18 protein-coding genes, 1 tRNA gene and 2 pseudogenes are annotated in these 19,867 nt (G+C 58.9%); 12 read left to right on the forward strand and 9 right to left on the reverse strand.

Translation table 11 applies throughout. The features are described 5' to 3' along the window. Positions 1–20: 20 nt before the first annotated feature. Positions 21–989 carry a LysR family transcriptional regulator gene (locus tag AC1DMK_RS01565; RefSeq protein ID WP_477856762.1) on the reverse strand — a complete coding sequence of 323 codons (969 nt, stop codon included), beginning with the start codon at positions 987–989 and terminating at the stop codon, positions 21–23. A gap of 141 nt (positions 990–1,130) precedes the next feature. Between AC1DMK_RS01565 and AC1DMK_RS01570 the strand changes: the two genes are divergently transcribed. Further along, entirely contained in the window at positions 1,131–1,745 is a 615-nt protein-coding gene (locus AC1DMK_RS01570; protein ID WP_037065812.1) for an FMN-dependent NADH-azoreductase, read from the forward strand. 146 nt (positions 1,746–1,891) lie between these two features. Here AC1DMK_RS01570 and AC1DMK_RS01575 read toward each other — a convergent pair whose 3' ends face one another. Next, entirely contained in the window at positions 1,892–2,467 is a 576-nt protein-coding gene (locus tag AC1DMK_RS01575) for a TetR/AcrR family transcriptional regulator (protein WP_037065813.1), read from the reverse strand. A gap of 107 nt (positions 2,468–2,574) precedes the next feature. Here AC1DMK_RS01575 and AC1DMK_RS01580 point away from each other — a divergent pair, with 107 nt between their 5' ends. Next, positions 2,575–3,351, forward strand: a complete 777-nt coding sequence (locus AC1DMK_RS01580) for an SDR family oxidoreductase (protein ID WP_037065815.1) — start codon at positions 2,575–2,577, stop codon at positions 3,349–3,351. Between the two features lie 3 nt (positions 3,352–3,354). On the opposite strand, the gene AC1DMK_RS01585 is transcribed toward AC1DMK_RS01580, so the two are convergent. The 3 genes from AC1DMK_RS01585 to ilvA form a co-directional block, all read right to left on the reverse strand. Next, positions 3,355–4,626, reverse strand: a complete 1,272-nt coding sequence (locus AC1DMK_RS01585; RefSeq protein ID WP_477856895.1) for a GGDEF domain-containing protein — start codon at positions 4,624–4,626, stop codon at positions 3,355–3,357. Between the two features lie 241 nt (positions 4,627–4,867). After that, positions 4,868–5,194, reverse strand: a complete 327-nt coding sequence (locus AC1DMK_RS01590) for an HlyU family transcriptional regulator (protein WP_477856763.1) — start codon at positions 5,192–5,194, stop codon at positions 4,868–4,870. A 36-nt stretch (positions 5,195–5,230) separates the two neighbouring features. Further along, on the reverse strand, positions 5,231–6,481 hold the full coding sequence (gene ilvA / locus AC1DMK_RS01595; RefSeq protein ID WP_037065821.1) for a threonine ammonia-lyase: 1,251 nt from the start codon (positions 6,479–6,481) through the stop codon (positions 5,231–5,233). Between the two features lie 179 nt (positions 6,482–6,660). Between ilvA and AC1DMK_RS01600 the strand changes: the two genes are divergently transcribed. From AC1DMK_RS01600 to AC1DMK_RS01610, 3 genes are all read left to right on the forward strand, one after another. Beyond that, positions 6,661–7,050, forward strand: a complete 390-nt coding sequence (locus tag AC1DMK_RS01600) for an antibiotic resistance protein VanZ (RefSeq protein WP_051974132.1) — start codon at positions 6,661–6,663, stop codon at positions 7,048–7,050. Positions 7,051–7,080: 30 nt separating this feature from the next. Further along, a tRNA-Leu gene (locus AC1DMK_RS01605) sits at positions 7,081–7,165 on the forward strand. A gap of 181 nt (positions 7,166–7,346) precedes the next feature. Further along, positions 7,347–7,484: a hypothetical protein gene (locus AC1DMK_RS01610; RefSeq protein WP_200959467.1), complete on the forward strand. Its 138-nt coding sequence runs from the start codon at positions 7,347–7,349 to the stop codon at positions 7,482–7,484. Between the two features lie 112 nt (positions 7,485–7,596). On the opposite strand, the gene wrbA is transcribed toward AC1DMK_RS01610, so the two are convergent. Continuing rightward, positions 7,597–8,193, reverse strand: a complete 597-nt coding sequence (gene wrbA, locus AC1DMK_RS01615) for an NAD(P)H:quinone oxidoreductase type IV (protein ID WP_037065823.1) — start codon at positions 8,191–8,193, stop codon at positions 7,597–7,599. A gap of 295 nt (positions 8,194–8,488) precedes the next feature. Here wrbA and AC1DMK_RS01620 point away from each other — a divergent pair, with 295 nt between their 5' ends. The 6 genes from AC1DMK_RS01620 to AC1DMK_RS01645 all read left to right on the forward strand — a co-directional run bounded on the left by AC1DMK_RS01620 (position 8,489) and on the right by AC1DMK_RS01645 (position 17,037). Next, the gene (locus AC1DMK_RS01620; protein ID WP_037065825.1) at positions 8,489–9,262 is read left to right on the forward strand and encodes a competence/damage-inducible protein A; all 774 of its coding nucleotides are present in this window, start codon (positions 8,489–8,491) and stop codon (positions 9,260–9,262) included. Positions 9,263–9,369: 107 nt separating this feature from the next. Beyond that, positions 9,370–10,212, forward strand: coding sequence for a universal stress protein (locus AC1DMK_RS01625; protein WP_477856767.1), 843 nt, complete (start codon positions 9,370–9,372; stop codon positions 10,210–10,212). A gap of 176 nt (positions 10,213–10,388) precedes the next feature. Then, positions 10,389–10,886, forward strand: a complete 498-nt coding sequence (gpt, locus tag AC1DMK_RS01630; RefSeq protein ID WP_037065828.1) for a xanthine phosphoribosyltransferase — start codon at positions 10,389–10,391, stop codon at positions 10,884–10,886. A 188-nt stretch (positions 10,887–11,074) separates the two neighbouring features. Next, positions 11,075–11,653 carry a hypothetical protein gene (locus AC1DMK_RS01635; protein WP_477856769.1) on the forward strand — a complete coding sequence of 193 codons (579 nt, stop codon included), beginning with the start codon at positions 11,075–11,077 and terminating at the stop codon, positions 11,651–11,653. A gap of 591 nt (positions 11,654–12,244) precedes the next feature. Continuing rightward, complete coding sequence (locus AC1DMK_RS01640; protein WP_477856771.1) at positions 12,245–16,069, forward strand: vitamin B12-dependent ribonucleotide reductase; 3,825 nt, start codon at positions 12,245–12,247, stop codon at positions 16,067–16,069. A gap of 521 nt (positions 16,070–16,590) precedes the next feature. Further along, a complete protein-coding gene (locus tag AC1DMK_RS01645; RefSeq protein ID WP_477856773.1) occupies positions 16,591–17,037 on the forward strand; it encodes a hypothetical protein in 447 nt (148 codons plus the stop codon). A gap of 207 nt (positions 17,038–17,244) precedes the next feature. Here AC1DMK_RS01645 and AC1DMK_RS01650 read toward each other — a convergent pair whose 3' ends face one another. From AC1DMK_RS01650 to AC1DMK_RS01660, 3 genes and pseudogenes are all read right to left on the reverse strand, one after another. Continuing rightward, complete coding sequence (locus AC1DMK_RS01650) at positions 17,245–17,688, reverse strand: YybH family protein (protein ID WP_477856775.1); 444 nt, start codon at positions 17,686–17,688, stop codon at positions 17,245–17,247. A gap of 576 nt (positions 17,689–18,264) precedes the next feature. Next, a pseudogene (locus AC1DMK_RS01655) lies at positions 18,265–18,655 on the reverse strand (low affinity iron permease family protein). Between the two features lie 69 nt (positions 18,656–18,724). Continuing rightward, positions 18,725–18,961 (reverse strand): hypothetical protein, encoded by a 237-nt coding sequence (locus AC1DMK_RS01660; RefSeq protein ID WP_477856777.1) that lies wholly within the window; start codon positions 18,959–18,961, stop codon positions 18,725–18,727. Between the two features lie 211 nt (positions 18,962–19,172). On the opposite strand from AC1DMK_RS01660, the pseudogene AC1DMK_RS01665 reads away from it, so the two are divergent. Next, a pseudogene (locus AC1DMK_RS01665) lies at positions 19,173–19,795 on the forward strand (transposase); the annotation flags it as partial. Positions 19,796–19,867: the final 72 nt, after the last annotated feature.

Consider the following 19,867-nt stretch of genomic DNA (forward strand, 5'->3'; position numbering starts at 1 on the left):
GCGAGGCGCCAGCGCCTCGCCTACTCAGCAGCGAGCGGCATCTCGGGCGGGCGGATATCGCTCAGCGATGCTGTGAAGTCCGCGTGGCTCGGGCATGCGGAAAGCCGGGAGCGGAAAGCATCGATCATCCACGTGGCCGCCGGACCCGGCGGATTGGCAACACGCCGCATGGCGTAGATCGGATATTCGCCCTGTTCGTAGGCCTGAAGATCGAGATGGACGAGAGTGCCGCTGGCCAGATCGTCGCGAATGATCGACGCCGGCAACCCGCCCCAGCCCAAGCCACCTCGGATCAGCGCATGCTTGGTCGCAATGTCGCTCACGCGCCAGGTCTTGTAGGACAGCACATTGAAGTCTCGGCCCTTCGTCAGACCGGATGCGTCGGTCACAACGAGCTGCACCTCCTCGCGGACATCGCCGAGGGTGAGCGGTCGATCGATCGCTACCAGGGGGTGATTGCGTGACGCAACAGGCATCATGAAGGAATAGCCGATCTTTTCTATCGTAATCGAATCATCCTGCCTGAGCACCGCGCCGCCGATGCCGATGCTCGCCTTGCCGCTCAGCACCCCGTCCATAACCATGCCAAGCTCTCCGACATTCAAGTTGAGCGCGACAGACGGAAATCTCTCACGGAACTCTCGCAGCACATCAACCGTCGCCTGAGGCGGCACCATCACGCTGATCGCCACGGAAACTTCCGCTTCCAGCCCCTCCTTGAGGCTCTTCACACGGGCACGCATCACCTGCAAATCAATCAGCAGCCTCCGCGCATCCTCAAGCATGGCTTTGCCCGCCTCCGTCAGCTTCGGCTGGCGTGCCCCCGAACGTTCGAAGAGCTGCATCTCGAGCTGTGCCTCAAGGTTGGCAATCGTGTAGCTGATCACCGATTGGGCTCGGTTGAGCACCCGCGACGCCGCTGAGAAGCTGCCTGTCTCGGCAACCGTCAGGAATACCTGCAACTGGTCCAAAGTAGGGTTCGGCAACATTATCCATCCAATCCATCGATAGTTTCGATCTACATTATCCCAGTTTTTTCGATAGGCCACCAGTCATATTTCTTGCATCGAACCCCGGGTCCAAACCTCCCAAGCGGACCTCGAATGCCACAGACAAGAGGAACAACAATCATGTCGTCCATCCTGCTTCTGACCTCCAGCCCGCGCGCTGAGTCTCTTTCGACCACTATCGCTGCAGACCTCGCAGGCAAAATCCAGGCTCAGCAGCCAGGCAGTGTCGTGGTTCGCCGCGACCTCGCAGCCAACCCGCTTCCGCATATCGACGACCTCTTCACCGCTGCCATCCGCAAGCCGGCAGACGTCCGCACGGCTCAGGAAGCCGAAGCAGTCAAGACATCCGACGCACTGGTGGACGAACTGCTTGCTGCTGACACCGTCGTTATCGGTACAGGCCTCATCAATTTCGGCATCTATTCGTCGCTGAAGACCTGGATCGACAATGTCGCCCGTGCCGGTCGTACCTTCACCTACACGGAAAACGGACCTGTGGGCCTTGCCACCGGCAAGAAGGTTTACGTCGTTCTCGCTTCCGGCGGCGTCTATTCGCAAGGTCCTGCAGCGCCGATGAACCACGCGGTTCCGTACCTGAAGTCGGTTCTCGGCTTCCTCGGCATCACCGACATCGAGACCATCTATGTCGAGGGCCTCGCATTCGGCCCCGAAGCCGCAGAGAAGGCTATAGGCGCTGCCAAGGCGCGGGCTGAGGAGATCGCCCTCGCTGCCTGATCGACCATAGCATGATATTCGAGCGGCCGGTTTTCACCGGCCGCTCGTTCATTCAGGGGGGTCGTCACCTGACAATCATTTCCCGGTGAAAAGCAATTTCCAGTTGCGGTTTTCTCGCCGCAAAAGAGCAGGCCTGCGTGGCTGGTTTATTCACCGAGACTGGTGACAAACTCCTTGACGGCCTCCAATATCTCCAGCGACAGCGCCTCGTCATCGACCACGCGCGCCAGACCCACCGCTCCGGCCATCACAGAAAAAGCAACGATCGCCTTTTTCCGCTTCACCGCGCTGCCCTCACCGCTAACACGGCCCTCGAACGTCTCCAAATTCTCCTTCAGTCGAGCCGTGGCGATTGCCCGCGCTTGCGGTCCGCTTCGGGCCAGGTCGGCCGTCAGCGCCGGGAACGGGCAACCGTCGCCCGGACCATCACGATGGTGCGGGCTCATGTAATTCGCAGCCACTTCAGAAAGCGACAGATCAGCGGGTTTGATGCCCTGATCGGCAAGTTTCCTGCCCCAGGAACCGAAGGCCGACTGCACAGCCTCGGCCACCAGATCGTCTCGAGAGGCGAAGTGCTTGTAGAAGCCGCCAACCGTCAGCCCGGCCTCCTTCATCAAATCGGCGACACCGATGCCTTCGAGCCCCCTTTCGCGCAGCCGCTGCGATGCGATCGCGACGATCCTCTCATGTGTCTTTTGCTTGTCCAACCGTGAATGGCCCATCAAAATTCTCCCGATTCCGCGCCTTGACTCTTCTGGATTATAGCCGTAATCCTTATGGATGACGATCATAATCCAGATCGCCAACAATTCCAAGAGGAGTATGAACCATGCGTCTGCAGAACAAGGTGGCCGTCATTACCGGCGGCAACAGCGGTATCGGCCTGGCAACGGCAAAGGTCTTTCTGGCAGAGGGTGCAAAGGTGGCAATCACCGGCCGCAATGCGAAGACACTCGCCTCGGCCATAGAGGCGCTTGGCGAAAACGCCTTGCCGCTGCAGGTTGATGTCACGGATGTCTCCGCCATCGAAAGAGCATTTGCGGAAGCCGCAGAAAAGCTCGGCAAGTTCGACATCGTCTTCGCAAATGCAGGCATCGGCGGCGGTACCCCGATCGGCCAGACAACGCTCGAGCAGTTCGAGACCATCATCCGCACGAATCTTACCGGMGTCTTCTTTACCGTGCAGGCCGCCCTGCCTTATCTTAACGACAACAGCTCGGTAATCCTCAACGGCTCCGTCCACGCCGTACTCGGCGTCGCCGGCTGGTCCGCCTACGCGGCGACGAAGGGCGGCGTACGCTCGATGACCCGCAACCTCGCCTCCGAGCTCGCGCCCCGCGGCATTCGCGTCAATCAGGTAACGCCCGGCGGCACCAGGACGCCGATCTGGTCGTCCATCGCACAGAGCGAAGACGCCATGAGCGCGCTGGAAGCGCGGATCGGCGATATGAGCGCACTTGGCCGCATGAGCGAAGCCGACGAGATCGCCAAGGCGGCGCTCTATTTTGCCTCAGACGACGCCGCGAATGTCACCGGTATCGAGATTACCGTTGACGGCGGCGCGACGAGTGCTCCTTCCGGCGCAAAGATCTTCCGGGCAGCGTAGGCCTTAGCCGACCTTAGAAAGCCCGAAGCGGCCGACAACACAGTTGCGGCCGTTTTTCTTCGCCTGGTACAGCCGTTCGTCAGCAGCAGACAGCACGGTCGTGAAACTGACCCCGTCCTCATCTGCCGTAGCAACTCCGACACTCACGGTTACCGGCTTGCCGTCGGGGGTGCTGACGCTGCTCGCGATTGTCCAGCGCAATCGCTCTGCCAAGCGCAGACCCTCGGCGTGGTCCGTCGCGGGGCATATCGCCACAAACTCCTCGCCGCCGAAACGGAACATCCGATCGCCGGCACGCAGAATTGTGCCGAGGCGCGTTGCAATAGCCTTGAGAACTTCGTCACCCTGCAGGTGGCCGAACTGGTCGTTGACGTCCTTGAAATGATCGGCGTCGAGAATGATGGCGGTGACCAGCTGTCCCTGTCGCAGAGATTCGCGGATCATGGTCGGAGCCTCGAGCTCCATGCGCGCACGGTCATAGAGTCCCGTCAGGACATCCCTACCGGTGCGGCTCAGCAAGTCGTTATAGCGCTCCCGGAACGTCAGGTCGCTGAAGATGTCGCTGATCGGACGTGCGCTTCCCGCAGCCGTTCCACGGCGAATACCGACCTCGTAGACCGCGAAGAGGACCGTATAGATGCAGACGGCGAGCATCTTCGCCATCCAGCCTCCCCAGAAGGCATCGGCTGGCACACCTGCAAAGTAGTACAGCGCGCCAAAGAAGCCGATCTGGTCGAAGGTCAGAAGCGCAAAGCCGCAAATCATGAACCGCAAGATGACCTTGTGCTTGAAATATCGGCCAAGTCGCTCGTAGAGCAGAATGATCCCGATCGAATCAAGATACAAAAGGGCTGTGCCCCAAACCATCAGCCAGCCCATTTCCTGAAGGAAATTGAAGTTTGGCGCCCTTCCCGCGGCCAGTTCGACCGGCGAATGCAGTTGCAACAGCCAGGCAACGCCGACCGTCAAGAGATTGCCAAGGAACAGCCCGTAGATGGGTTGGCGAACGATCGCCGCATCCTCCTGCAGATATAGCATAAGGATCATCATCAGTTTGCCGGCAAAGAAGATGGACGAGCCCGGTGACACGATGCCGAACGGTACGGACACATAGAAGACCGCCGCCAGATATGTCTCCATGAAATGCATTACGCCAAGGGCCGTCAGAAACATTCCCAGGCCAAGGCGGTAGCGAAAATGCAGCAGCGTCACCATCAGCGTGAAATAGCTGACGGCTTCGATCACAAACAGCAGAAGATTGAGAGCTTCCATCAGCCGCCCCGCTTCCCCTCCGAACGGTGCGACGCAATCGCAGATCGATCCGGTTCGCAGCCGAAAGCGCCCTCCTCGTCGGTGGCCGGGGTAGCGGTCGTTCTTCCTATATCCTGACGCACAAAACAGTCCTGCGAAGCCTGCGGACAACAAGATTCGCTGCAATACTTTAAGATTGGATGAGTGAACGCCCACTTCAACCAAGCGGACGTCCAAGATTATCGCTTAAGGCGGGCGGTTCCCGTCAGACTTGGCGCACTTTTACGCCGTCGCTGAAGAGCGATGAACCGTTCTGATCGATGATCTGCTGCGCCTTGCGCACGGTGCATTCGATCGCATCGTCGGATGATGAAAACATGTCGGCGCGAATGAAATTGCGCACCAGAACGTCCTCACCGACAGTCTTCTCGATCCGACCCGCCAGACGGTATTGGCCACCTTCCTTCTGCGGCTCGGCGTAGATCGTGCAGTCGCCATATAGCTGCGGCTCGGCGGCTACGCCTGCTGGAGTGTCTGCTGGCTTTGCGCCGCCTGAAAACATCGAGAAAATGCTGGAGAATATCGAAGCCATAGTCCGCCTTTATCACGCCGGTTCGCGTCGTCAAAGTTAAATGATGAGGTTTGCCAGTATCTCGTTTTCGGTGATGTCCTCGAAGCCGATACCCGCATTTTCAAAATTCCGGATCAGCTGCGCGAAGTTCTCGGGCGCCTTGGATTCGATCCCGATCAGAACCGAACCGAAGTTGCGAGCCGTCTTCTTCAGGTATTCGAAGCGGGCAATGTCGTCTTCGGCACCGAGAAGATTGAGGAAGTCGCGCAGCGCGCCGGGGCGCTGTGGCATGCGCAGTATGAAATACTTCTTCAGACCCGCGTACCGCATGGCACGTTCCTTCACATCCGGCAGCCGCTCGAAATCAAAGTTTCCGCCTGAGACGATCGCGACGATCGTCTTGCCCCGGATCGTTTGCGCATCCATTGCCGCGATCGCGGTCAGCGACAGCGCGCCGGCAGGTTCGAGCACGACGCCCTCGACGTTAAGCATTTCGCTGATCGTCACGCAGATCGCGTTTTCCGCCATCAGCATGACCTGATCGGCCGGAAAGCCCCTGAGCGCCGCAAAGTTCAAGTCGCCGATCCGCGCCACAGCAGCGCCGTCCACAAAATTATCGACCTTGGGAAGGGTCACGACCTCGCCGGCCTCGATGCTGCGTTTAAGGCTCGGCGCACCGGCGGGCTCGACAAAGACGAATCCGGAATTCGGCACGATCCCATCGAGATAGCCGGTGGTGCCTGCCGCCAGTCCGCCGCCGCCGACCGGCATGACGACCATGTCTGGCAGGGTTCCCTCCGGCAATTGCTGGAGTATCTCCGCGGCGACCGTTGCCTGCCCCTCGATGATATCGGCGTGATCGAAGGGCGGGACCATGACGCCGTCGATCGCTTCGACATAGTCACGTGCTGCCTTGTAGCACTGATCGAAGAAATCGCCCGTCAGCTTAATGGTGATGAACTCGGCGCCGAAGATGCGCGTCTTGTCGATCTTCTGCTGCGGTGTCGTCACTGGCATGAACACGACACCCGGCACGCCGAAATGACGGCAGACGAAGGCAAAGCCTTGCGCGTGATTGCCAGCAGAGGCGCAGACGAACGTCTTGCCGGCAGCGCCTTCTGCAATAGCCTTGCGGAAGAAATTGAACGCGCCGCGAATCTTGTAGGATCGCACAGGGGACAGGTCTTCGCGTTTCAGCCAGATGTCTGCGCCGTAGCGTGCCGAAAGGTGCTCGTTGAGTTGCAGCGGCGTTGCCGGAAAGAGGCTGCGGATTGCCTCTTCGGCAGCTTCGACATCCTGTCTGGTCACGGTCTTAGTTCCTTGCTGTTTCCGCGTTCCGCTATGGCATAGCGAGAGGGCGGAAAGAAGCCTATTTTCGGTGACAGCCGTTCGGTGAACCAACGCTTCCTACAACACAATCGCAAAAACAGCGCCTGATAACGCAGTTGTGCGCTGTCAACGTAGCGTCACATCGCTTAGATAGCGGGATGATGATCAATAGACTTGCCAAACCGCTTGCCTGGTTTCTTCTTGCCGGGATTGTTTTCGTTACCGTTTCGCCGATCGGCCTGCGGCCCCACACGGTCACGTCGGTCAACATCGACCGTGCGCTTGCCTATCTTTTCGTGGGCCTCGCCTTCGCTCTGGCCTACCCTCGGCATTGGGCGGCCGTGGCGATGCTCCTTGTTGTCGGCGCTGTCGCCATCGAATACATGCAATATCTGTCGCCAACCCGACACGCGCGCATGCATGATGCGGCGGTGAAGGCTGCCGGCGCATCCTTCGGCGTGCTGGCCGGCTGCATGCTCAACCGCTTCCGTCCGTTCAAACCGGACGAATTGCGTCCCGCAGGCGCTGCAACAGATGCTCTTGACTGAATCGCTGCAGTCGTTGAAGGAGAAGCCTGCGCGGGCGTGGCGAAACTGGTAGACGCAAGGGACTTAAAATCCCTCGGAGCAATCTGTGCGGGTTCGACCCCCGCCGCCCGCACCAGGCCTGCTGCCACCCTCTTGGATCCACTCGCGAAGTCATCGCGAGCTTTAGCTGTGACAAGCGGGAGTGCTCGCAACAAGATCGCTTTATTACAACGTGAGAATGTGTTTGTATGCCACGGCTAAAGAAGCTGCGGTTTCTGGCGTGTAATTTGTAAAGCTTGTCTTGTGGGAGTAAGGCGATGGTTTACGATTGGGATGGCGCGAAAACGCGGCGCCTCAGGCTATTTCGAGCAGGCACGGCATTCTTGATTGCGCTTGCGGTATTCGGCGTACCGCTCCTCTTCTACACCGCAAAGTTCCACGGACTGTACGGCTGACGCGCCGACGGCCCGACCGTCCACAGCCATCGACCCGTAATCCGAGCGACCTCGCGTCGCGATAGAAAAAGCGCGACCGCAGGGCCGCGCCTAAACCTATGCAACAACCGGCTTAAGCCAGCTTAGCCGCGATCTTGGCGACGTGCGCGCCCTGATACTTGGCTGCTTCCAGCTCGATTGCCGACGGCTGGCGCGAGCCGTCGCCGTTGGTGATCGTCGATGCACCGTAGGGCGAGCCGCCCTTGACTTCTTCCGTACCCATCTGGCCCTGGAAAGCGTAGGGCAGACCGACAACCACCATGCCCTGATGCAGGAACGTCGGGATGAAGCCGAGGATGGTGGTTTCCTGACCGCCGTGCTGTGTTGCAGACGAGGTGAAGGCCGAGCCGACCTTGCCAACCAGCTTTCCGGCGAACCAGAGGCCACCCGTCTGATCCCAGAAATTGCGCATCTGCGAGGCGACCGTACCGAAGCGTGTGCCTGCGCCGACGATGATCGCGTCGTATTCGGCCAGTTCTTCAACTGTTGCGATCGGAGCAGCCTGATCGATCTTGAAGTGGGAGGACTTGGCAACCTCTTCCGGAACAAGCTCCGGTACGCGCTTGACGACAACTTCCGCTCCCGCCGACTTTGCGCCCTCGGCAACGGCGTACGCCATCGTTTCAATGTGACCGTAGGATGAATAGTAAAGTACCAGAACCTTAGCCATTTTCGCAGTTTCCTTTTTCTGTGGTGCGGAGGGCGCCGGAGTTGGCGCGCCGAATAGAATCCGTTTGATGAACTCGGGTATCATGAAGAATGCCTCGCAACGCATGGTGCGCCGGGCTCATAGCTATCCCAGCGGATCGCATGCTACCAGCCGCGCCAGCAGAAACGGACTGTTCAATCAAATTGCACGTTTCGCGACTTGCATTCACTTTTTCGTATGCCAACGCATGGGCTTCCCGTCTGCCCTATTTGATATAAGTTCGCTGCCGGACAACGAGAAAAGACAGAGACCTGCAATGACCCAAGAGATTGTGACCGCAGCCATTCTTGCCATCGGCGACGAACTTCTTTCCGGCCGCACCAAGGACAAGAACATCGGCCATCTTGCCGATATGCTGCTTCTGGCCGGCATCGACCTTAAGGAAGTTCGGATCGTCGGTGACGAAGAGGACGCCATCGTCGATGCACTCAATACCCTTCGCACAAAGTATGACTATGTCTTTACCTCCGGCGGCATCGGCCCGACGCACGACGACATCACGGCTGATGCCGTTTCCAAAGCCTTCGGGGTTGCCTGCGAATACAATGACGAGGCAATGATCCTGCTCGGCGAAATGTACAAGCGCCGTGAACTCGAATTTACAGATGCACGCAAGCGCATGGCCCGCATGCCTGTTGGAGCGCGCCACATTCCAAACCCCGTTTCGACAGCGCCGGGCTTTGTCATCGGCAATGTGCATGTCATGGCCGGAGTGCCTCAGGTGTTCCAGGCGATGGTCGATGCCGTCATCCCTACCTTGCGCACTGGCACCCCCGTGCTTTCGCTGGCGATTTCCTGCCCCTATGGCGAAGGTGACATAGGGACGCCGCTTGCGGCGATCCAAAAGGCACATCCCGACACGAGCATCGGCTCCTATCCGCGCTATGTCGGACAGAGGTTCTCGACCGAAATCGTCGTTCGCGGCCGCTCTCAAGATGCGATCGACGCCGCAGGCGCCGACGTTCAGGCGATGATCGAGGCAATTCGCCTAGGACGGGAAACGCTCGAAAACCACTCTGCGGAGGCATAGGCTTTCTCTGTGGCCGTAAACGACTCATGATCTGCGTCAAGGAGACAACCGCCCGCAACGAGCATTGCTTATCTTAGAGCCGATTTCATCCGCACGAGGAGATACACATGTCCTATAAGACGATTCTGGCCATTCTCGATACTGCCGACAACTGCAGCGCCGTTGCAGATTTTGCCTTTGCCATCGCGGCTGAGACCAACGCTCACGTGATCGGCCTGCATGCAGAGACGATCGCCGTCGTGCCGCTCGTCGCTCCGATGGAGATACCGGATCCGGTCGCGGTTCAAGCCCTGCAGGATATGGCGCACGCCGAGACCGTGGAGATCGAGCGGATCGTCCGCAAAAAGGCAGAGCTTGAAGGCGTCTCATTCGAATGGCGCAGCTTTACATCTGCGGCCGGCTATGGCTCAGCACCGCTGATCGAGAGCGCCCGCAGCTCCGACCTGCTGATTGCCTCTCAGGCCGACCCCGCGAAGCCGTCAGACAGTCACGTGGATGTGGACAATTTCCTTCTGGACAGTGGTCGCCCCGTTCTGATGATCCCCTACACCATCCGCAAGCCGAAACCGATCAAGCGCGTGCTCGTTGCATGGAACGGTTCGAAAGAGGCCGCGCGTGCGACGTTCGACGCCCTGCCGATCCTGAAGGCGGCGGACGAAGTGGAGGTGTTTTCCGTCGATCCCGTGGACAATGCGCTGCAATCGGCAGCTGTCGCCGGCGCAGAAATTGCAGCGACGCTCGCCCGGCACGGTGTAAAGGCGACGCTGGCGACGGCCATCAGCCAGCACAAGCATGCCGCCACCGTCATCGAGAACCGCCTCTCGGACAGCAGCATCGATCTGCTCGTCATGGGCGCCTACACGCATTCGCGATTATGGCAGATGATTTTCGGTGGCACGACCAAGACGCTGCTCCAATCGATGACAGCATTGACGCTGCTATCGCGATAAGATGTGCTTGCGTTTTGCAGCCAAATTCCGCTAATTGCGACGACCGACGACGAGCTCCGGCCTCGGTCCCTCCATCGCGCAGTTTCGGCTGCGCGATTTGCGTTTGACAGAGTGCGCGGAAGAGCGTCCGGCCGCCGGCAAACGGCGTGTCAATATTCATGCCGCGGAGCAAGCCCATGTCCCTTCCTGATAAAGCCTTCCCTGTTTCCTGGGATCAGTTCCACCGCGATGCGCGGGCGCTCGCTTGGCGTCTTGCGGGCCTCAAGCGCGACTTCAAGGCCATCGTCTGCATCACACGCGGCGGCCTGGTGCCAGCCGCCATCATCTCGCGCGAGCTGAACATCCGCCTGATCGAAACCGTCTGCGTCGCCTCCTACCACGACTACGTGAATCAGGGGGAAATGATGCTTCTAAAGGGCATCGCGCCGGAACTCCTCACAGACGGCGGTGAAAGCGTGCTGGTCATCGACGACCTGACCGACACCGGCAAGACCGCTTCCGAAGTTCGCACGCTGCTGCCCAAGGCGCACTTCGCCTGTGTCTACGCCAAGCCGCAGGGTGTTCCGACAATCGATACCTTTGTTACCGAGGTGAGCCAGGATACGTGGATCTATTTCCCGTGGGATATGGGCTTCACGTATCAGGAGCCGATTGCCAAGGGCGATCGGGGCTAACCTGATTACCCCTCAGACTTTAGGTTGTCACAATTTTAAATTGTGCTAACCTTTATTTACTAACATCTCGAAATCCGCTGTCAGGCCAACGCCGTCGGACCTATTATGGAGCAGAAAGTGGGGCTTGACTGAACCGGTCGAACAGCATGATACAGGGGCACGGTCGCGGACGCGACGCTGGAATAAATATGGCCTGTTGGCGATTCGTCGGTATTGTTGCGGCTTGGGGTTTTTGTTTTCCTTGCGCAGTCTCTGCAGAGCCCGCCTATGTTTCATTGGTGCGGGAATATGTCGAGAAGCGAATCAAGCCGATCGTCGCCGTGCCGATCATCCGCAATGCCATAGCGGCGCAGAACGGCAGGTTCGGCGACGTCAGCGAAATGGATATCCGGGTGCTGGACAACACCTACCGCTCCGAAATCGAGGCCGGCAAATTGCATATGGTGAAGCAGCTGCTCGCCAATCCGGTGTCGCACTACCTCAAGTCGAAGCAAGATCAGTCACAGGGAACAATTGTCGAGATATTCGTGACCGATCGCCACGGTCTCAATGTCGGCCAGAGCACCGTCACCACCGACTACTGGCAAGGCGACGAAGACAAGTTCCTGAAGACGATTGGCAGCGGTTCGGACGATATCTTCATCGACCGTGCAGAACGTGATGATATCACGCAACTCCTGCAAACGCAGGCAAGTTTCATGATCCGCGGAGACGACGGAATGCCTGTCGGCATAGCGACGGTAACCATCGCAATCGATGCGCTTTGAGCGAAGTTGGGGCGAACGAATCGGCATGCGCATTTGGACCGCAAACGCCACCTCCAAATCTCTGAAACAGAGTAATTTAATCGCCTTTTCGGATTCGGCTTCCGCATAGGGCGACAAGCCATTGAAATTCTTGCACGACTCTCTTTTCCCCAGTCTCCACAGGGTGATCCACAATATCTTGTGGTGAACACTTCCTTAAGAACCACCCCTTGACGGAATCGTCTCTTTTCAACTTAATGGGATCCGATGTTGCGGCGGCAGCTGGACCGGAAATAACGAGGCCGGTTCTCATCAAAAATCGAGCGTAGAATCAGGGCGTTGCATCCATGATGGGATGACCGCTGTGAGGGCTTTGTGCGCGATTTTCGACCTGCAAAAAGCGACATCCGGGGCTGGCGAAAATAAGCTGTTAATGCTATATTTAGTGTTTACAGCCACCATCACCACAAGATACAGAATGATCATCTCCGGATGACACGCCTGTGACGGTACGGAAACGAGAACTGGCTGCGCCCTTCCCGGCGTGGCCGGACGTGGAAACTTGCGCCTTGGTCGACGGGGATGGGGCGCGCAAGCTAGAGGTTAAGGCAAATGCGCATAGAACGCCGTTTTACGAAGGCAGATCAGGGCGCTTACGCGGCTATTGAATTCCGCAAGGCGACCAGCGAGATCAAGAACCCGGACGGTTCGGTCGTATTCCGCCTCGAGAACATCGACGTTCCCGCGCAGTTTTCGCAGGTCGCGGCCGACATCCTGGCGCAGAAGTATTTCCGCAAGGCGGGCGTTCCAGCCAGGCTCAAGAAGGTTGAGGAGAACGACGTCCCTTCCTTCCTGTGGCGTTCGGTTGCCGATGAAGCTGCGCTGAAGGCGTTGCCGAAGGACGAGCAGTACGGTTCGGAAACCGATGCGCGCCAAGTCTTCGATCGCCTTGCCGGCACCTGGACCTATTGGGGCTGGAAGGGCGGCTATTTCTCGTCCGAGGAAGATGCGTCTGCTTTCCGCGACGAACTCGCCTACATGCTCGCAACGCAGCGCGTCGCTCCGAACTCGCCGCAGTGGTTCAACACCGGCATGCACTGGGCCTATGGCATCGACGGCCCCGGCCAGGGCCACTTCTATGTCGACCCCTTCACGGGCAAGCTGACGAAGTCGAAGTCGGCCTATGAACATCCGCAGCCGCACGCCTGCTTCATCCAGTCCGTTGAAGATGACCTCGTCAACGAAGGCGGCATCATGGACCTCTGGGTTCGCGAAGCACGCCTCTTCAAATACGGTTCCGGCACCGGCTCCAATTTCTCCTACCTCCGCGGCGAAGGCGAAAAGCTCTCGGGCGGCGGCCGTTCCTCCGGCCTGATGAGCTTCCTCAAGATCGGCGACCGCGCAGCGGGCGCCATCAAGTCGGGCGGCACGACGCGCCGTGCTGCCAAGATGGTGGTGGTCGACATCGACCATCCTGACATCGAGGAATACATCAACTGGAAGGTGAAGGAAGAGCAGAAGGTTGCCGCCCTCGTCACCGGTTCCAAGGTCGTCGCCAGGCATCTGAAGGCGATCATGAAGGCCTGCGTCAACTGCGAAGGTGGCGATGATGGCGATTGCCACGACCCTCACAAGAACCCTGCCCTGAAGCGCGAAATCCGTGCTGCCAAGAAGGACCAGGTTCCGGAAAACTATATCGGCCGCGTCATCCAGTTTGCTCGCCAGGGCTACAAGGACCTCGAGTTCAAGACCTACGATACCGATTGGGATTCGGAAGCCTACCTCACGGTATCCGGCCAGAACTMGAACAACTCGGTTTCGATCAAGGACGACTTCCTGCGCGCGGTGGAAAACGATGGCGACTGGAACCTCACCGCCCGCAAGGACGGCAAGGTCATGAAGACGCTGAAGGCCCGCGACCTCTGGGAGTCGATCTCCTACGCCGCCTGGGCTTCCGCTGACCCGGGCCTGCATTTCAACACGACGATGAACGACTGGCACACCAGCCCGGCAGAAGGCCCGATCCGCGCCTCCAACCCGTGCTCGGAGTATATGTTCCTCGACGACACGGCCTGCAACCTTGCTTCGCTGAACCTGCTGCAGTTCAAGGATGCGGCGACCAAACGCATCAATATCACCGACTACGAGCACGCCGTTCGACTGTGGACGGTCGTTCTGGAAGTATCCGTGATGATGGCGCAGTTCCCGTCGCGCCAGATTGCCGAACGCTCCTACGAATACCGCACTCTCGGCCTCGGCTATGCCAACATCGGCGGTCTCCTGATGTCGTCGGGCATTCCTTACGACAGCGACGAAGCCCGTGCGATCGCCGGCTCACTGACGGCGATCATGACCGGTATCGCCTATGCGACTTCGGCCGAAATGGCCTCCGAACTCGGCCCGTTCAAGAACTTCGCTCAGAACCGCGACAACATGCTGCGCGTCATGCGCAACCATCGCCGCGCAGCTTACGGCGAGGCGACTGGCTATGAAGGCCTGTCGATCAACCCGGTCGCGCTGATCCATTCCGAAAACCCGGACCAAGATCTGGCTGCCCATGCCAAGGCTGCCTGGGACAAGGCGMTCGAGCTCGGCGAAAAGCACGGCTATCGCAACGCCCAGGCAACCGTGATTGCGCCGACCGGCACGATCGGCCTCGTCATGGATTGCGACACAACAGGCATCGAGCCCGACTTCGCTCTGGTAAAGTTCAAGAAGCTCGCCGGCGGCGGCTACTTCAAGATCATCAATCGCGCCGTTCCGGAAGCGCTGCGCACTCTCGGCTATTCTGAAAGCCAGATTGCCGAGATCGAAGCCTATGCTGTCGGCCACGGCAACCTGAACCAGGCGCCCGCCGTCAACCCCGGCTCGCTGAAGGCCAAGGGCTTCACCGACGAGAAGATCGAGGTCGTCAACGGCGCGCTCAAGCAGGCATTCGACATCAAGTTCGTCTTCAACCAGTGGACGCTCGGCACCGACTTCCTGAAGAATACGCTCGGCGTCACCGACGAACAGCTCGGCGACATGAGCTTCAACCTGCTCGACCATCTCGGCTTTGCCAAGAAGGATATCGAGGCTGCGAACGTCCATGTTTGCGGTGCGATGACGCTGGAAGGCGCGCCGTTCCTGAGACAAGAGCATCTCGCCGTGTTCGATTGCGCCAACCCGTGCGGCAAGATCGGCAAGCGTTATCTCTCGGTCGATAGCCACATCCGCATGATGGCGGCCGCCCAACCGTTCATCTCGGGTGCGATCTCCAAGACCATCAACATGCCGAACGATGCGACGGTCGACGATTGCAAGAGCGCCTACATGCTCTCCTGGAAGCTCGGCCTAAAGGCAAACGCGCTCTACCGCGACGGCTCCAAGCTGTCGCAGCCGCTGAACGCCTCGCTGATTGAAGACGACAACGACGAGGATGCGCTGGGCGATCTACTGCAGCAGCCGGTCGCCGCGCAGGCCGTCACCATCACCGAAAAGATCATCGAGCGTGTGGTCGAGCGCGTCACCCGCGAGCGTGAGAAGCTGCCGAACCGCCGCCAGGGCTACACCCAGAAGGCAGCTGTCGGCGGACACAAGGTGTATCTGCGCACCGGCGAATTCGGCGACGGCCGCATCGGCGAGATCTTCATCGACATGCACAAGGAAGGTGCGGCCTTCCGTGCGATGATGAACAACTTCGCCATCGCCATCTCGCTCGGCCTGCAGTACGGCGTGCCGCTCGAAGAATATGTGGAGGCCTTCACCTTCACCAAGTTCGAACCGGCCGGCGTGGTCATCGGCAACGACGCGATCAAGAATGCCACGTCGATCCTCGACTACGTGTTCCGCGAGCTTGCCGTCTCCTATCTCGGCCGCCACGATCTGGCGCATGTGGATACGTCTGATTTCTCGAACACAGCACTCGGCAAGGGCATCCAGGAAGGCAAGACCAATCTCCTCTCCACCGGCTGGACCCGCGGCTATAAGCCGACGCTGGTATCGGGCAACGAGCGCCAGGCATCAAACGAGCCGAAGGGCTCCGCCGCTGCGGCCCCTGCCCGCGCCTCCTCCGGCGGAACGGTTACGCCCTTTGCCGGAAGTGCCGCCCGCAAGCTGGAAACGACGGTCGCCATCTCGACTTCCGAAATCGTCGCCTTCAAGCGCGACTACGAGGAGCGCGCCAAGGAACTGGTCGAAGAGATCGCCGAGGAAGTGAGCGAAGAGATCGTTGGCGAAGGCCAGCAGCAGGCAACCGCCCTGTTCTCCGACAAGGCTGCCGCCGACGCTGCATCGGCCAAGACCGAAGCCAAGAAGCTCGAATCCGAACGCAGGGCGCGGTCGATCATGCAGGGCTATACGGGCAACATGTGCTCGGAGTGCCAGAACTTCACGATGGTGCGGAACGGCACCTGCGAGAAGTGCGACACGTGTGGAAGCACAAGTGGGTGCTCTTGAGCTTTGGGAAACAGCCGCCGCCGCCGCTGTAGGATGACATGAACTTTGTCGTAATGACGGGTTCGGTCACAGGTATGATCTTTCCGGGCGCGCTTCTGCTGCCCGGAAAATCCTCTTTAGAACAAAGGGTGAATTCGATGGCTTTTAGAGATTTGTTTGTGGGTGTCTACCCCTACCAGTCGCCCGAAATCCGAGACTTGTCCTGCGCGGGCGCACGACGCCACAACGCTTGAAGCCTTGTTTGCCGACACCCCTGGGCGGCCCTTTCGAACTTGGACCGGAATGGGGACTTGGGTTTTACGGTCGCCTGCTTGATGACGAAATCGAAGACCTCAGGCGCTTGCTATCGAAGAACGAGGCGGAAGCAGCACTCTTCCGGGAGCTCGCGAGAAAAGACGACGCAATAATCGAACTCGCTATTGCATCACTGCAAAAGTTCTCCTCGCCTGACGACGACGGCGTCGCCGCTGTGCTGGAAGCGCAAAAAAGGGGCGAAGCAGAAATCGATAATAAAGCGCGGCGTGCCTTCGCGACATGCCGCGGCGGCGGCCTTCAACAGCTACGAGTATCAAGTCGATCTAATCGAAATCAGGGAGCGGATCGGTGAACAGCTTTTGGCAATCGAAGGCTGCCTCGACACCTTCAAGAGCGAGCTCGGCGACGAAGAGCAATTCAGGAAGGCCATCTCAAAGTTCCAACTGGAGGGGGAGACAATGCGCGTAGACATGGCGGCGCAGTATGATTTTCTCCACCACCTGACGAGTCGCCTTCTACACTCCAGCCCGATGAATATCGTGACGGAAAAGGAACTCAGCGATGCGGAGCGGACCATACTCCTGGAATACATGGTGATCGGGGCGACTGACGCGCTGGAGATCATTGAGCGCTATGATTTCGAGAACCGTTTGGAGATGGTGGTGTTCGAGATTGATGGCATGATCAAAGAAAGACGAGCACACACGATCTAGCTGATGGATCACTGCTGTCACTATCTCTGCCACCTTGCAAAATACCGGTAGGCGATCCGCTGCGGTCGGATCACGGGTCCGGCAGACAGGTAGCTAGTGGCCATCGCGGGAAAATTGTGTGACATTGCCGCCGACCGGGCGCAAGCCAACCTGCGACCCGACTTCGCGGAACTTCGCGATCTCGAAACGGAGCTGATCACTCGCCACTTAAGGTTTAAGATCGACGAGCGCGCGCCCGCTTCCATCCATGGCAAAGGGAACGGAGGCATGCTGGTGGGCCACCATCCAGCGTCCATCTTGCTTCACGAGGCCGTAGGTCTGGCGAAACCAGAGATCCACATGGGCGCCATCGGTCTTCGTCCCCGTCATATGCAACAAACCGCTCCAGAAGGCGACGTCTCCGCCGACCGTCAGTTGGGCATCACTCACGTCACCGCCGATCGGCCCTTCCCATGTATCGAACCAGTCCTGAAGGCTCACCTGGTCCTTGCCGTGGTAGACCAGCGGGGGCGCCAGAGAAAACTCGACGGAATCGTCGGTGTCGTAGGAAAGTGCGTCCTTGGCATTCTTTTCGCCAATCGCAGCGGCGCGCATCATCAGCATGGCGATGATCGCCTCTTCTTCAACGTTCGGATTGGTTTGCTCGATCATATGGCATCCTCCTATTTCTGAACACAGGACGAACGGGGGAACGACAATCCGACATCGTCATCGCCGACTTTCGGGATCGACGCGAATACTTTTACGCCGCCTCCAGCACCCATATCGCAGACCCATCATCCCCATACGCCCTCGCCCGCCCGACAAGCACGCAGGCGTCTACCCACGCACAAACGACCCGCGTCCAGCGAGTCCTCGAAGGCTTTCATCCCGTATCCTCGGGCGGCGACTGACGGCAGCGGCATCGCAATCCGCAACTCCTCGGATCTGAGCGTCCAGTAGGGAAACGAGCTGGCTCCGAACCTCGATCAGCTTTTCCTTCCGCACGTCTGGAGCGGGTCCCGGCCGATATTTTCCGATCTTCGAATGCTTGTGGGGCAACCCTCGCTCTGCCGCTGCCAGTTCGATCAGTGCCGAATGCGGGTAGACCTCCTGCAGCGCGTGCCTGAAAGGGTTGATATTGCGGCGTTGGACACGCGGTTTTCCAACCAGTGGATCGTTGTCGCGCCGCGTGAAGTACGCGGACGGGATCATGGTTCGGGATCGCCGCGCGGATACCTGACCCCGTCAACGCGCAACGCCCGCCTTCTCGTCCGCCGCGTCTTCAACACACTCGGCCTCTCGGCAAGGGTCCTGCTCATCTCGCGGAGGTGCTGCTCGTCGAGCTTCTCGATGCCAATGAATTTGTTCTGCGCCTGCGATGTGAGGATCAACTCGTCCAGCTTGGCCTGCAAGGCCTTGTCGTCTCGGTTCTGCGAGTTCTGGAGAACGAAGACCATGAAAAACGTTATGATCTCGTCGAGGTATTGATGACGATCTGCCACGTTTCGGAATAGCCGAAGAATGAGCCGGATATCGCCCACACGAGGTCGAGGGCTACCACTCCAACGAAAGTTGCCGGTTTGCCGGAGAGGTCCGCGACAACAGTCGCAAATTAGGAGAAGAATTTCGATGCCATAATGTCCTCGCCCTGCCGGTGGGATGATAACGCGAAAATCGAGATGCAGTTCCTGTCACGCGCCGGACGCTAGTGTACCGACGTCGAGGTTGCAGCGTTTATTTTCGTCGACCAGATGCCGACATATGTTCCGATAAGCACGGTGGCGATGTCGTCAACCGTACGATATCCATCGTTGTAAAGGTCGATCGCCGCGTTGCAGAGGACTTGAGAAGCTCTATCGTCAGGCGATACTTCGTAGAAGCGATACCAGGCCTGGACTGCTTCCGACATCAATCTGAATTCGAAGTTCTGCTGTTTGTTCATAGATGCCTCCGTCCAGGCGAAACTTAGGAACTCTGCCTAAGTCGTCAACGTGGCAGCCTCCTGTCTTTCGTGTGACGGCCGCCGTGGTCGTATGCTTGGAACGTGGCACGTCCTCGCCATAGGAAGCGATCCTGCGCGAAGTTCGAGGAAGCGCACAATCGCGATTTGCTATGTCAACACCCTGTGGTTGTGCCAAATTTATAGACCAAGCGAGAGATCGCGAGACCTTCGCGTCGCCCTTCGCGGGCGGATGTTTTATGTTCGGCTGCGCCCGACGACGAAGAACCGGGTCGTCACGGCGTTTGATCGCTATCCGGAGCAGGCGGCACAGTTGAAGAAGCTCGGCGACCTGTTTGGCAAGGCCGGCCGCATCCAACTGGCGCAGGTGAAAGTCTCAGAGATCGACCGCATCCAGATCGATCGCGGTCTCGACTTCATCAGCGACATCGACATGCGGATCAAGCTGTCGGAGGCGACCATCCGAGCGATGACGAATGCCAACACCAACGTGAAGCTGTTGAAGACGATCCCCGGCATCGGTGAGTTCTTCGCCCGGCTGATCGATGCGGAGATCGACGACACAGCTCGATTCCGCAACCCGAAGAAGCTTGCTGCCTATGCCGGGTTGGTGCCGTCGACCTATTCGAGGGGCGGCAAGACCTTCCACGGCAAGATCATCAAACAGGGCAACACGTGGTTGCGCTGGGCCTCGTCGAGGCATTCGTTCCCGCCATCGTCACCGATCCGCAGCTTCGAACCCAATACGAGCATCTGAAGATCAGAGGAACGAAGACGGCGCGTGTCGCCATCGCGCGCAAGCTCTTGACGATCGCCTCCGCGTCCAGCGGTAACTCGGGTTTGAGAACAGGTCGCCCGCTTTCAGCAAAGGCCGACCATGCACCTGCC

The organism is Rhizobium sp. 05L419 (assembly GCF_056397845.1).